Below are 13475 nucleotides of genomic sequence, written 5' to 3'. Positions count from 1 at the left end.
TGCCGGCCTGAGAGACCCGCTTGCCGCCGACCCGCAGGCTTTGCTGTCCGGAACGCAGGTCGATCCCGCCCGCGTTCATTCACAGTGGCAATTCTATCAGAGCCTTGAGCCGGAGTTCGTGTTGAAGCGGCTAACGGCGTCGCTAGCTCCGCCGGATTCAGTACGACTTTCGATCGTCAATGATCGCATCGTTGCCGAGGGTGAGGCTCCCGACACCTGGATAGATCGGGCACGCGCAGCGGCCCGACAGCTTGAGGCAGGCGGACCGGTATTCGATATCTCCAGGGTCCGTGATGTGAGCCCCGAAGCACGCGAGGCGGAGCGCTGGCAGGCCTATGTGTCGCGACTGGGAACCCAGCCGGGCATCATCGTTGCCGAACAAAAGATGCGCGATGGCCAATTCTATATTGCCGGCCTGAGAGACCCGCTTGCCGCCGACCCGCAGGCTTTGCTGTCCGGAACGCAGGTCGATCCCGCCCGCGTTCGTTCGCAGTGGCAATTCTATCAGAGCCTTGATCCGGAGTTCGTGCTGAAGCGGCTAACCGCGTCGCTGACCCCGCCGAAATCGGTTCGGCTTTCGATCGTCGAGGATCGCATCGTTGCCGAGGGTGAGGCTCCCGACACCTGGATAGATCGGGCACGCGTAGCGGCCCGACAGCTTGAGGCAGGCGGACCGGTATTCGACTTCTCCAAGGTTCGCGATGTGAGCCCCGAAGCACGCGCGGCGGAGCACTGGCAGACTTATGTGTCGCGTCTTGAGGCCCAACCGGGAATCATCGTCGCCCAACAAAGGGCGAGTGGCGGACATTTCTACATTTCCGGCCTGAGAGATCCGCAGGCCGCCGACCCGCAGGCTCTGCTGTCCGGAACGGACGTTGATCCGGCTCGCGTTCATTCGCAGTGGCAATTCTATCAGAGCCTTGATCCGAAGTTCGTGGTGAAGCGGCTGATGGCGTCGCTGGTCCCGCCGGATTCAGTACGATTTTCGATCATCAAGGATCGCATCGTTGTCGTGGGCGAGGCTCCTGCCGCCTGGATAGATCGGGCGCGGGTCGCCGCCCAACAACTGGCCGCGGACGGACTCTCTCTAGAAATTTCCGAGCTGCGCGAGGTGACCCCTCAGGAACTCACGCATTTGAGGGAGGCTATTCAAGCGGTCGACATTTTCTTCGATTCTGGCAAGGCTGTACCGGGACCAGAGCAACTGCCAGTTCTCGACCAATTGGCGAATCAATTGAAAGAATTGGCCAAGGACGCCCGCAAGGCAGGCGTAACAGCACAGTTCATGTTGACCGGCCATTCGGACACCGTGGGCCGTGAGACGGCCAACGCGTCGATCAGCGCCGCCCGCGCCGAGACAGTTCGTGCGCTTCTCAAGAAGCGCGGCGTCGCTCCGGAATCGCTTTTGGTTCGCGGCGCGGGCACTTTTGAGCCGGCGGAGACTGAGAATAGCCGAACCGGGAGCTCCGCCAATCGCAGAGTTTCGGTTACGGTAAACTTCCACTAGGGCCCAGGTTATTGCAAAAAAAGATCTGCATGTTGGGCGGGTTCGCTGTCGGAAAGACGAGTCTGGTTCGCAGGTTTGTGCAAAGCATCTTTTCAGAAACCTACTTGACCACGGTGGGAGTGAAAATCGACAAGAAGAGTGTTGTACTGCCGGATAAAACCGTGGATCTGATTTTGTGGGATCTGGCCGGCGAAGACGATATCGGGTCGTTCCGCGTCAGCTATGTGCGGGGCGCGAGCGGGCTCGTGCTTGTCGTCGATGGAACCCGCGCCGCTACCCTAGCAGTGGCGCTCACGCTGCGCGAGCGGGCCGAGGCCGAATTCGGCGCCATGCCGTTCGTATTGCTGTTCAACAAATCCGATCTGGCCGATCGGTGGGCAATATCGGATAGTGAGATCAACGAACTGAGGCAACTTGGATGGCAAATCTATCTGACAAGTGCGCTTTCGGGTGAATATGTTGATGATGCGTTCCGCCAGCTTGCTTCGATGGTCACCGAATAGACCATGCGTGGATTGCCAAGAGAAGTCAGAAGCTGGATTTACGATTTCTTCTCCAACGAGCACTCTGTCGCATATCTGAAAATTGATGCCCAGCTTTGCATCGCTGAGAAGGGCGGCAGTGTTGAACATTACGGCCTATCATCACTTTGCATTGGCAAGCCCGTTGCCGAGCAGCTTGCGTTCATGGAAGGTTTGCTGCCTTGCCCGGAGCTTCCATATCATATGGCCATGGTCGAACTGCCCAGCGGGCGTGTCGCGGACCTTCATCTTTTTGCTGGCAATGCCTGCGTATGGCTGCTCTTTCTTGACGCCACTGCCGAACGCGACAACAGGCAGCGGCTTCAACAGAAGGCTTATGAAATGACACTCCTGCAAGAGAGGGAGCGTCAACTCAACGAAAAATTACAGTTGACGAACGAGGCGTTGCGGCAGAGCCAGGAGGGATTGTCGCGTGAATACCAGCGCGCCGAAAGCCTGCTCCTCAACATTCTTCCGGCGTCGATCGCGGAGCGGTTAAAGGCCGACGAGCAAATTGCAGACAACCATGCTGACGTGAGTGTGCTTTTTGCCGACATCGTCGGATTTACGGAAAGAGCGCGGAACGTCGGAGCCGAGGTAACGCTGGCTATTTTGAACTACTTCTTCAAGGCAGCGGATCTGCTCTCGGAACGAGACGGCTGCGAAAAGATCAAGACAATCGGCGATTGTGTGATGGTGGTCGCTGGCCTGCCCGTCGCGCGATCCGATCATGCAGAAGCTCTTGCGCACTATGCACTTGAACTGCGGAAGGCGGTTAAGCACGAACGCTTCGCAGGAGAACCGATAAGACTCAGAATTGGAATTCACTCAGGACCAATCGTCGCGGGCGTCATAGGCAAAAGGCGGTTTGCCTATGACCTTTGGGGCGAGACCGTTAATCTCGCCGCACGTATTCAAACGTCAGCGGAGCCCGATGAAATCCGTATTTCGGATGCAACTCGCAAACTGCTTGGACCAAATTTTGCTTGCGACCCTCTCGCGGAAACGGAATTGCGCGGTACAGGTCGTGTGCGAATGTGGCGGCTCCCGGCCTGATTTGCCGGGCTACTTCACGTCCGATTTAATAAACTGCTGCAGTTCCGGGGTCTTCGGCCTGCCGAAGAGTTCAACCGAAGGCCCCTCTTCCCAGATCTTTCCGTGATGCATGAAAATCGTTGTGGTCGCCACCCGGCGGGCAAAACCCATCTCGTGGGTGACGAGCAGCATGGTCATTCCGTTACGGGCGAGCGTTTCCAGCACGTTCAGCACCTCCTCGGTCAGTTCCGGATCGAGCGCCGACGTCACCTCGTCGAACAGCATCACCTTGGGACGCATGGCGAGCGAGCGGGCGATCGCCACGCGCTGCTGCTGGCCGCCGGAAAGCTGGTCGGGATAGGCGTCGAACTTCTCCGACAGGCCAACCATGCCGAGAACTTCCTCCGCAGTGGTTTTGGCTTCAGCTTTCGACACCAATTTGACGATCCGCGGCGCCAGCATGATGTTTTCGGCCACCGTCAGGTGCGGAAAGAGATTGTAGCTTTGGAAGACGATGCCGACATCGGTGCGCAGCTTGCGCAACTCTTTCGGGTCTCGGCCAACGGCGTGGCCGGCAACTTCGATGCGGCCGGAATTGATCTTTTCCAGGCCGTTGATGCAGCGCAGAAGCGTGCTTTTTCCGGAACCGGAGCGGCCGATCAACGCAAACACATCGCCCCGATTGACGGACAGCGAGACGCCCTTGAGGACTTCGACAGCTCCGAAGCTCTTGTGGACATTATCAATAAGCACTTCCGGCATGGAGCCTCCTTTCCAGCAGACGCGACAGCTGGGACAACGGATAGCAGACGACAAAGTAGAGAGCCGCGACTGCGAGAAAAACGCGGAACGGCTGGAACGTCGCGTTGTTGATGAGTTGCCCGGCGCGGGCGAGTTCAACGAAGCCGATGATCGAGGTGATCGACGTGTTCTTGACCACCTGCACGGCAAAGCCGACGGTGGAAGGGAGCGCGATGCGTAGGGCCTGGGGCAGGATGACGTAGCGGTATTGCTGGGCTCGCGTCATCGCCAAGGATTCCGACGCCTCCCATTGCTGCTTGGCCACGGCCTGAATGGAGCCGCGCCAGATCTCCGCAAGGTAGCCCGAGGCATAGATCGTCATCGAAACGCCGGCTGCGACCAGGGGCGGCATTTGAAAGCCGGCGAGGCTGAGGCCGTAATACGAAAGAAACAGGATCATCAGCACGGGAATGCCCTGGATGATCTGGATGTAGGTGGCGGCGGCAACCCGCACGGCCTTGCGTGTCGAGGTCCGCGCGAGTGCAATGATAAAGCCGATAAAACCGCCACCGGAAAGCGCAATGACGGTCAAAAGGATCGTCCACTGCAGCGCCGAGAGAAGGAAACCGAATTCGCTGAAGCCGAAAGTCCGGAGCGTCATGCCTGCACCTCCGCAAGGGAGGTCGTCGCCTTGCGCGCCACACGGCGCCCGAACAGGCCCCAGCCAACGAGCGCCAGTATCGCGCGCAACGCCAGGGCGAGAGCCAGATAGATCAGCGTCACGACGATATAGACTTCGAACGAACGAAAACTTTGCGATTCGACAAAGGCTGCGGAAGCGGCGAGTTCCTTGGTCGAAATCGCCGAACAGATGCTTGAAGCAAGCATCATCAGGACGAATTGGCTGCACAGCGCCGGATACACCTTGGCGATTGCCGGCATGATGATGACATGGCGATAGATTTGAAAGGACGTGAACCCGAGCGCTTCACCCGCCTCGATCTGCGACTTGTGGATGGCTTCTATGCCGGCTCGGATAATTTCGGTAGAATAGGCTGCGAGGTTTATCGTCATGCCGATCAGCGCCGCCGTCGTTGCGCTAACCCGCAGACCAACGCCGGGTAGTCCGAAATAAATGATGAAAAGCTGAACCAGGAATGGCGTGTTGCGGATGATCTCGACATACGCATCGACCATGAGCCGTACCGCCCGGCCGTGCATCGAACGCAGCGACGCGAGAACGATGCCGAACGAACTTCCCATCACGATGGAGGCGGCGGACAACATGATCGTCAGCCATATCCCAGCGACAATCTCGTCGGTGTATTGCGCGATAGCGCCGAACTGGAATGTGTAAGACATTCTTGGTCCTCGATCGGAACGTCACCAACGAATTTGCCGGACGCAGATCGTCCGGCAACCTTTCGTGAGATCAGAACAAAGGCAGTTGCGGCATCGGGGTGCCCGTCCACTTCGTCGCGATGGCGTCAAGTTCGCCGGAATTCTTCATCAGATAGATCGCGGTGTTGAGCCACTGGTGCACCTCGAAATCCTGGAGCGTGGTGGCCATGGAGTTGCCTTGCCGGAAAAAGGTGAAGCCGACCTGCAGACCGGCGTCCGGCCGCTGCTGAATGATGGCGTTGGCAACCGTCGAGGGGAGCGCGGTCGCATCGACCTGGCCGGCAAAGAGCGCCTGAGCGGTTGTCGAATCGTCCTCGAACACGACGATCTCGAGCCCTGGCACAGCGACCCGCCGCAATGCGGCTTCCTGCGACGAGCCCCGATTGACGCCAACGCGTTTGCCTTCGAGCTCTGATAGCTGGGCGAATTTCTGATCTGGGCCAGACACGATCACCATGTTGAAGGCACTGTAGGGCTGGGTGAACATGACGGTCTTGGCCCGTTCTCCGGTGGGCGCCAGTGTGGCCACCAGGAAATCGACCTTGCCGGTTTGCAGGGCTGGGATTCGCGACGGCGGCGTCAGCGGAACGAGTTCCGCCTTCACTCCAAGATAACCGGCAATGAGGTTGGCGACGTCGACGTCGTAGCCCGTTGGATTGCCGCTTTCATCGACCATGCCCATCGGAGGCGCGCCGGTCACGACGCCGATTCGGACGCTGCCGCGTGACGTAATCTCTTCCAGAGTGATGGCGCTGGCGGGCGAGTTGGCCATCGCTAGCATTGGGACGGCAAGGCTGATCGCGGCGAATATTGCGCGGATTTTGACAAGTGGTTTCATGGTGTTCTCCTCCGTGAAAGATCCCGAGGCGCCGACTGCGAGGCGCCTATCAAATATGTCCGTGCATCCACCGGCATTGACACGATCGGACAGATGGCTGTGTCTGCTCCTAGAGCTTCGATGTTGGAAAATTGGATCTGCACACTGCCCTTGGCGACTGCACAGGCGTTCTCCGCGGGCCTTAGCCCCGCATTTGCGAGCGTGCCGATCTCATTTCTCCTCCAACCGCCCTATATTGATGTTATCGATAACATGATGTCAAGTGCCCAGTGCGTGTTTCATGGATTGTTAGCCCCAAATACGCGAAATACAGGAGATTCGCGGCTTGGTTGCGGGTCTAAGGGACATTCGCTTCGGCGACTCCCCGATCTTGGCTCTACCGCGATGCTCGAGTTGTAACATTGTCGAGCAGTCGCAGACGCCCGAGATGGCTGACCGTTCTGCTGCAGTGTCAGCCCAGTTTGGAGCCGTTGGCCGTAAGATAGACGGCATAAAGCGAAGTCGTCGCGCAGATGAAGAGTCGGTTGCGGCGAGTTCCGCCGAAAGTGACGTTCGCGACGGTCTCGGGAATACGGATCTTGCCGATTAGCGTTCCGTCCGGATCGAAACAGTGAACCCCATCACCGGCGCTGGTCCAGACGCGGCCTTTCGTGTCGATCCGGAAGCCGTCGAAAAATCCGCTGGCGCATTCGGCAAAGACGTCGCCGCCGCTCAGCCTTCCTTCGTCGCCGACGCGGAGCTTCCGGATGTGACGGGGTCCGCGCTCCAGGTGCGTAGCGCCCGTGTCGGTGACATAGAGCAGTTTTTCGTCGGGGGAAAACGCAAGGCCGTTGGGCTTGACGAAGTCGTCGGCGACTCGAGTGACCGCGCCCGTCGCCGCATCGACCCGGTAGACATGGCAGCCGCCGATCTCTTCCTCGCCGTAATCGCCCTCATAGTCGTGCATGATGCCGTAGGGCGGATCCGTGAACCAGATCGCGCCGTCCGACGCAACCACGACGTCGTTCGGCGAGTTGAAGCGCCTGCCTTCGAACCGGTCGGCAACGATCGTGATCGCGCCATCGAACTCCGTCCTTGTCACCCGTCGCGCCAGGTGCTCGCAGGTGACAAGCCGCCCATGATTGTCGACCGTGTTTCCGTTGCTGTTATTGCAAGGCTGGCGAAACACCGAAACCGAGCCGTCGGTCTCATCCCAGCGCATTATCCGGTTGTTCGGAATGTCGGACCAGATGAGATAGCGGCCCGGCCCGAACCACGCAGGGCCCTCCAGCCAGCGCCCGCCCGACCAAAGCCGCTCGACGCGCGCGTGCCCGACGAAGCAAGCGGCAAATCGCGGATCGAGCATTTCGAAACCTGTGCCCTCAATATTTTCAAACATTGGCCTCACGCCTCCCGCACGCTGGATCTGCGCTGGCCGGTTGGGGCCAGCTGATGGGCCCGCGGCACAACTGTTGCCAGCGCTGTATGATAGCGATAACATATCAATTGTAATCTGATTTCCAAGGGGGCATGCATGAGGACGGGCGCGCGATGAATCCATGGCACGCTCCGTCGTTAGCGTGCGTCCCGCAACCGGCTTGCGGAGCGCCATGATGCCCAAGGGACTGAACGCCAAATCTCCCGAGAACCAGGCGCCGACGATGCTTGACGTGGCCCGCCGGGCCGGCGTCTCGGCGATGACGGTATCGCGAGCGCTCAAGAAGGACGGCCGCGTCTCGGATGCAACCCGTGAACGGATCCTGGCGGCGGTAAACGAGCTTGGTTATGTGCTCGACCAGTCTGCCGGAAGCCTGTCGTCACGCAAGACCGGGTTTGTGGCCGCGATCATTCCCTCGATCAACAATTCGAATTTTGCCGACACCGCCCGCGGCATCACCGACGAACTGGAGAATACGGGTCTTCAGCTTCTGCTCGGCTACACCGACTACACGGCGGAAAAGGAAGAAAGGCTGATCGAGGCGATGCTTCGCCGACGTCCGGAGGGCATTATCCTGACCGGCGGCACACATACCGATCTTACGCGGCGCATGTTGGAAAGCGCGGGCATTCCGGTGGTTGAAACGTGGGAATTGCCGCCGAAGCCGATCGATCAGGTCGTCGGCTTCTCAAATGAGGAAGCGATGGCGCTGCTCGTCAGGACATTGGCGAAAAAAGGCTACCGGAAATTCGGCTATATCGGCGGTACGACGTCACGGGATACGCGCGGCAGCCAGCGGCGGGCCGGATTCGTCAAGGCGATCGAGGAACTCGGCCTGCCGCCCGGCCGCCTGGTTTCATTCGGCGTGCCTCCAATTTCGATCGAGCAGGGCGGACAGGCGGTCGTCGGCATGCTGGAGCGCTGGCCGGATACCGAGGTCGCGCTGTGCGTCTCGGATTTGTCGGCGTTTGGTGCGGTGATGGAGTGCAAGCGCCGGGGCATCCGGATTCCGCAGGACATCGCGATCGCCGGCTTCGGCGATTTCGAGATTGCAGCTTACTGCCATCCGACACTCACGACGGTGAACGTGGACTGCTACGGCATCGGCAAACAGGCAGCACGCAAGCTGATCCAGTCGATCAAGGGCGAAGACAACGGCTTGTCCCAGGAAATTATCTTGACCAGCTACAAGGTGGTGGAGCGGGAAAGCGCCTAACACTCAACCATTCCGGCGATAGGGGCCGCACCCTGGCGATGTTCCGCGAAACCCTAAGTCTGAGCCATGACGGCGCAATGAAGGCGCTGAGCGCAGGCATGGCGCCAGCAAGCGCAATGGGTGTCCCGCAATGCTTCGTCGTGGTCGACGCCAGCGGCGAGACGATCGCCAGCCTGCGCATGGACGGCGCCAGGTATTTGAGCATGCATACCGCGCGGGCAAAGGCGCGCACGGCGGCAGCCATCGACGCCGCGACAGGCGCAATACCATTCGAGGCAGCGGCGGCAGTCGCATCGCAGGGCGGCGTGAGCTGTCTTCCCAGCGGATTGCCCATCCGCTTCGACAGCAGGCTTGCGGGCGCGATTGGCGTTGGATCGGGAAGCGGCGAGCAGGACATCGACGTCGCGCGCCGTCCTGGCAGCGATCGGCGCCGATATGCTGTGAGCGGCTCGCTCCGGTAGCGCAGCCCTTCAGAAGGCGATCTGGACCTTCATCGACTTGTTGCGGTCGCCGGCGATCTCGAAGGCTGCGACGGCTTCCTTGAGCGGATAGATCCTTGTAAGCAGCGGTTTCACATCCACCCGGCGGCGGTTGATCAGGTCGACGGCGAGCGCGAACTCGTCGTGGAAGCGGAACGTGCCGCGCATCTCGATTTCCTTCGCGACGACGAGATTTTGCGGGATCGCCAGGTCGCCGCCGAGCCCGAGCTGCATCAGCACGCCGCGCGGCCTTAGAACCTCAAGACCGGCGCGAACAGCGCGCTCGTTGCCCGACGCCTCAAACATCACGTCGAAATATCCCTTGTCGGCGTTGTAGGCCGCCAGCTTGTCGGCGTCGGTCGCGACGTTGATCGTGCGATCGGCGCCGATTTCCGTGGCTGTTTTCAAAACGCCGGCCATCACATCGGTTGCGACGATTTCCCGTGCCCCGTGCGCGCGGGCGGCGATGATGCAGAGCGCCCCGATCGGCCCGCAGCCCGTGACGAGAACCCGCTTGCCCAACAGCGAACCCGCCCGGTTGACGGCGTGCAGCGTAACCGCGAACGGCTCGGCGAAGGCCGCCTCGTTGATCGAGACGTGGTCTGCTATCCGGTGGCACTGCGTGGCGTCGGCGACCAGCCGTTGGCGGAATGCTCCCTGGATATGCGGCATAGGCATGGCGCTGCCGTAAAAGCGCATGTTGAGGCACTGGTTCTGCTGGCCCTTAAGGCAATAGCGGCAGGCATTGCACGGCCGGCTCGGCGAGACCGCAACCCGATCGCCTGTTTCGAGGCAGGAAACCCCCTCCCCGACCGCCCTGATCGTGCCAGCGACTTCGTGGCCGAGGATCATCGGTTCGCGCAGCCGGATCGCGCCGAAGCCGCCGTGGTTGTAGTAATGCAGGTCGGAGCCGCAGATGCCGCCGGCCTCAATAGCGATGTCGACCTGTCCGGGTTCGAGCGCGCCGGGGTCGGTTTCTTCGATCCGCAGATCCCTTGCGGCATGAATGACGAGCGACTTCATGGACGCGCCTCCTAAACGACCGGCGTCAGCAGGGCCTGCCCGCTGAAATGGGCGGCGAGATTGTCGCGCACGAGCCTGCCCATCGCCTTTCTTGTTTCGACCGTGCCGCTGGCGTGGTGCGGCTGCAGCACGACATTGCCGAGCTTCAGAAAGCGCTCGTCGATCGCCGGCTCGTTCCAGAAGACGTCAAGCCCCGCTCCCTTGATTGTTTTCGATTCCAGGGCTGCGAGCAGCGCCGTTTCGTCGACCGTGCTGCCGCGCGAGATGTTGACGAGAATGCCGTCAGGACCGAGCGCTTCAAGGACGGAGGCGTTGATGATGTTTTTTGTGCTTTCGCCTCCGGCGAGTGTTACGATCAAAAATTCGCTGTCGCGCGCCAAGTCCACGAGGTCGCCGACATAGGCGTAAGGTAGGTCGCCGCGCCTGTTGATGTCGTAGTACGAGATGGCACAATCGAAGGCGGCCGCGCGCTTTGCCACCGCGGCGCCGACCCGGCCCATGCCGACAATGCCGAGCTTTTTGCCGCAGACGCGGGTAACGAGTTGCATATTGCCCTTGGTCCAGCTTCCGTTCCGCACATAGGCATCCGCCTGAGGGATATTGCGCGCCACCGATAGCAGAAGACCGATGCCGATGTCGGCGACGTCTTCGGTAAGCACATCCGGCGTGTTGGTGACCCGGATCCCGTTCGCCCTGGCGTGGCCGAGGTCTATCGCGTCGGTGCCCACTCCGTAGCAGGAGACGATCTCCAGCTTAGGCAGCCTTGCCATGAGCGCGGCGCTCGCACCCAGTTCGCCGCGCGTTGCGATGGCGCGGATGGCGTCGGCCTTTCCGGTGAGCAGCGCGTCCTTGTCCGTCGCCTCCCAGAGCTTATGCATCCGGTATTTTGCTTCCAGGTCTTCCATGTCCCAGGCGGGGTAAGGACCTATCATCAGGATGTCGGTCACCGGCAGGTCTCCTCCGAATTTTCACCTTTTCTATTGACTATGTTATCGATAACATCCATGTCAATAGGGTAGAAAGGCGGAGCAAGAAAATCGGTTCGCCTGGAATCGTTCTGCCTTGCAGGGAGGTTGGAGTGAATTCGCTCTTCGATTTGACTGGGCTTAGAGCCCTGGTTACCGGATCGAGCCAAGGCATCGGCCTTGCCCTGGCCGAGGGTCTGGCGCGTCATGGCGCGATGATCGTACTCAACGGCCGCAACGCCGACAAAGTCGCGGAGGCGGCTGGAATGCTCGCCGCGAAGGGCTTCAAAGCCGATGGCGCGGTGTTCGACGTCACCTCAGCAGAGGCTGCCGCAAAAGGCGTCGCCGACATCGAAGCCAATCTTGGGCCGATCGACATTCTCGTGAACAATGCCGGCATGCAGTATCGCGCGCCGCTCGAGGATTTTCCGGTCGACAAGTGGGATGAACTCCTGCGCACCAACATTTCGAGCGTCTTTTATGTCGGTCAGGCGGTGGCCCGGTACATGATCCCACGCCAGAAAGGCAAGATCATCAACATCGCCTCTGTGCAGAGCGAATTGGCCCGGACCAACATCGCGCCGTACACCGCCACCAAGGGCGCCGTGCGCAATTTGACGCGCGGCATGTGCGCGGACTGGGCCAAACATGGCCTGCAGATCAACGCGATCGCACCCGGCTATTTCAAGACCCCGCTCAATCAGGCGCTGGTCGAAAATCCGGAGTTCTCGGCCTGGTTGGCCAACCGCACTCCGGCGGGAAGGTGGGGCAATGTCGACGAATTGGTTGGCGCGGCGGTCTTCCTCGCCGGCCCGGCTTCGTCATTCGTCAACGGTCATACGCTTTATGTCGATGGCGGCATCACGACCTGCCTCTGAGCCGGCGCTCATCGTGGTGATGGGCGTCAGCGGCTGCGGCAAAACCAGCATTGGCGAGGGCATCGCCGCGCGCCTGGGCATCGAATTTGTCGAGGGCGACGCGCTGCATCCGCGCCAGAACGTCGAGAAGATGTCGGCCGGCGTTCCGCTTGACGACGCCGATCGCTGGCCTTGGCTGGACCTTGTCGCCAAGGCGCTGCGTACGGCACAAGGCGATGGCCTTGTCGTCACCTGCTCGGCACTCAAGAAAGCTTATCGCGATCGCCTTCGCCAGGCGGCCGGAGGCGATCTGGTCTTCGTGTTCCTGGAAGGATCGCACCAATTGCTGCGGCAACGGATCGGCGAGCGGCGCGGTCACTTCATGCCACCCTCGCTGCTGGACAGCCAGTTCGCGACACTGGAACATCCCACGGCCGAGCAGGGCGTGGTGACGGTCAACATCGCTGCTACGATGGACGCGATCATGGACGCCGCGTGTGCACGGCTGGCGGAGATGGGGATCGGGGCGCAGATTCAGCAAATGAAGGGAACGTGAGATATGTCGCAAGCCCCAGCAAAGATCGCCGTCATCGGCGCCGGCATCATGGGCTCGGCGATCACGGCCCGGCTTCTCGAGGAGGGGCAGGCGGTGACGGTGTTCGATCTCGACAGCGCCAAGCTATCCGCTCTTGCCGGTAAAGGCGCAGCATCCGCCGTCTCCGTTGCCGGCGCGACGCTGGCAAGCGATTTCGTCATCCTCAGCCTCAACCACGCCAATATAGTGCGTGCCGCGGTGTTCGGCGCCGAGGGCGTCGCTGAAGCAGCCGGACCCGGAAAGATCCTCATCGACATGTCTTCCATCGATCCGGTCGATACCGCGCAGATGTCGAAAAAACTTGCCGACGAGACCGGCATGAAATGGGTGGACTGTCCGCTTTCGGGCGGCGCACCCGGCGCGCTTGCGGGCCGCCTGACGGTTATGGCCGGCGGCGACAAGGCCGATTTCGAGCGCGCCCGAACGGTCATGCAGCATCTTTGCGCAAACTACACGCTGATGGGCCCGAGCGGCGCCGGCCAGACGACCAAGCTGATCAACCAGCTCTTTTGCGCCGTGCTGTTCCAGGCGGTCGCGGAAGCGGTGAAACTAGCCGAAGCCGGAGGCGTCGATGCAGCACTAATTCCCGCGGCGCTCGCCCGCGGTCGCGCCGATTCCAACATCATGCAGGAGTTCATGAAGAAATTCGCCGCGCGCGATTTCTCGCCGACTGGCCGGATCGACAACATGCTGAAGGATCTCGATTCCCTCCAGGCGTTCGCAATGAAGACGAAAACACCGCTGCCGATGACTGGGCAGGTCGTCGAAATCCATCGCCTGCTTTGCGCGGCCGGTCTCGGAGCCCGCGATTCCGCCGAAATGATGCGCCTGCTCGACGGCATGCACCAGGACTGACGCATGATTTACGAGGCGGCGGTTG

Annotated in this window: 15 protein-coding genes; 8 read left to right on the top strand and 7 right to left on the bottom strand. The window is 60.7% G+C overall.

Annotated elements, in window-relative coordinates:
- The first annotated feature begins 385 nt into the window (after window positions 1–385).
- Genes AC0L2M_RS22625 through AC0L2M_RS22615 form a run of 3 tightly spaced genes read left to right on the top strand, consistent with a single transcriptional unit; the run spans window position 386 to window position 3084 of the window.
- A complete protein-coding gene (locus tag AC0L2M_RS22625; protein ID WP_473535938.1) occupies window positions 386–1507 on the top strand; it encodes an OmpA family protein in 1122 nt (373 codons plus the stop codon).
- Between the two features lie 11 nt (window positions 1508–1518).
- Window positions 1519–2010 carry a Rab family GTPase gene (locus AC0L2M_RS22620; protein WP_023797984.1) on the top strand — a complete coding sequence of 164 codons (492 nt, stop codon included), beginning with the start codon at window positions 1519–1521 and terminating at the stop codon, window positions 2008–2010.
- A gap of 3 nt (window positions 2011–2013) precedes the next feature.
- A complete protein-coding gene (locus AC0L2M_RS22615; protein ID WP_023797985.1) occupies window positions 2014–3084 on the top strand; it encodes an adenylate/guanylate cyclase domain-containing protein in 1071 nt (356 codons plus the stop codon).
- A 9-nt stretch (window positions 3085–3093) separates the two neighbouring features.
- Here the strand turns inward: AC0L2M_RS22615 and AC0L2M_RS22610 are convergent, their stop codons facing one another.
- From AC0L2M_RS22610 to AC0L2M_RS22590, 5 genes are all read right to left on the bottom strand, one after another.
- The gene (locus AC0L2M_RS22610; protein WP_128168932.1) at window positions 3094–3825 is read right to left on the bottom strand and encodes an amino acid ABC transporter ATP-binding protein; all 732 of its coding nucleotides are present in this window, start codon (window positions 3823–3825) and stop codon (window positions 3094–3096) included.
- Entirely contained in the window at window positions 3806–4465 is a 660-nt protein-coding gene (locus AC0L2M_RS22605; protein WP_128247126.1) for an amino acid ABC transporter permease, read from the bottom strand. Before AC0L2M_RS22605 ends, AC0L2M_RS22610 begins: the two co-directional genes overlap by 20 nt.
- Complete coding sequence (locus tag AC0L2M_RS22600) at window positions 4462–5166, bottom strand: amino acid ABC transporter permease (RefSeq protein ID WP_128168930.1); 705 nt, start codon at window positions 5164–5166, stop codon at window positions 4462–4464. The genes AC0L2M_RS22605 and AC0L2M_RS22600 overlap by 4 nt, the downstream gene beginning before the upstream one ends.
- A gap of 70 nt (window positions 5167–5236) precedes the next feature.
- Window positions 5237–6043 carry a transporter substrate-binding domain-containing protein gene (locus AC0L2M_RS22595; RefSeq protein ID WP_023797989.1) on the bottom strand — a complete coding sequence of 269 codons (807 nt, stop codon included), beginning with the start codon at window positions 6041–6043 and terminating at the stop codon, window positions 5237–5239.
- Window positions 6044–6494: 451 nt separating this feature from the next.
- Window positions 6495–7421, bottom strand: coding sequence for an SMP-30/gluconolactonase/LRE family protein (locus AC0L2M_RS22590; RefSeq protein WP_128168929.1), 927 nt, complete (start codon window positions 7419–7421; stop codon window positions 6495–6497).
- A 214-nt stretch (window positions 7422–7635) separates the two neighbouring features.
- On the opposite strand from AC0L2M_RS22590, the gene AC0L2M_RS22585 reads away from it, so the two are divergent.
- Window positions 7636–8676, top strand: coding sequence for a LacI family DNA-binding transcriptional regulator (locus AC0L2M_RS22585; protein WP_373420399.1), 1041 nt, complete (start codon window positions 7636–7638; stop codon window positions 8674–8676).
- Between the two features lie 77 nt (window positions 8677–8753).
- Window positions 8754–9137 carry a GlcG/HbpS family heme-binding protein gene (locus tag AC0L2M_RS22580; protein WP_473475698.1) on the top strand — a complete coding sequence of 128 codons (384 nt, stop codon included), beginning with the start codon at window positions 8754–8756 and terminating at the stop codon, window positions 9135–9137.
- A 9-nt stretch (window positions 9138–9146) separates the two neighbouring features.
- Here AC0L2M_RS22580 and AC0L2M_RS22575 read toward each other — a convergent pair whose 3' ends face one another.
- On the bottom strand, window positions 9147–10178 hold the full coding sequence (locus AC0L2M_RS22575) for an L-idonate 5-dehydrogenase (protein ID WP_128168927.1): 1032 nt from the start codon (window positions 10176–10178) through the stop codon (window positions 9147–9149).
- 11 nt (window positions 10179–10189) lie between these two features.
- Window positions 10190–11131: a 2-hydroxyacid dehydrogenase gene (locus AC0L2M_RS22570; protein ID WP_473475850.1), complete on the bottom strand. Its 942-nt coding sequence runs from the start codon at window positions 11129–11131 to the stop codon at window positions 10190–10192.
- A gap of 125 nt (window positions 11132–11256) precedes the next feature.
- Here AC0L2M_RS22570 and AC0L2M_RS22565 point away from each other — a divergent pair, with 125 nt between their 5' ends.
- Genes AC0L2M_RS22565 through AC0L2M_RS22555 form a run of 3 tightly spaced genes read left to right on the top strand, consistent with a single transcriptional unit; the run spans window position 11257 to window position 13450 of the window.
- Window positions 11257–12021 (top strand): SDR family oxidoreductase, encoded by a 765-nt coding sequence (locus tag AC0L2M_RS22565; RefSeq protein WP_473535937.1) that lies wholly within the window; start codon window positions 11257–11259, stop codon window positions 12019–12021.
- Window positions 11990–12556, top strand: coding sequence for a gluconokinase (locus tag AC0L2M_RS22560; protein ID WP_473535936.1), 567 nt, complete (start codon window positions 11990–11992; stop codon window positions 12554–12556). The genes AC0L2M_RS22565 and AC0L2M_RS22560 overlap by 32 nt, the downstream gene beginning before the upstream one ends.
- Window positions 12557–12559: 3 nt before the next feature.
- Window positions 12560–13450, top strand: coding sequence for an NAD(P)-dependent oxidoreductase (locus tag AC0L2M_RS22555; protein ID WP_473535935.1), 891 nt, complete (start codon window positions 12560–12562; stop codon window positions 13448–13450).
- Window positions 13451–13475: the final 25 nt, after the last annotated feature.

Source organism: Mesorhizobium sp. WSM4806, assembly GCF_055811635.1.
The sequence above is the reverse complement of the archived record's forward strand: the minus strand, read 5'-3'. Positions and strand labels throughout refer to the sequence as shown.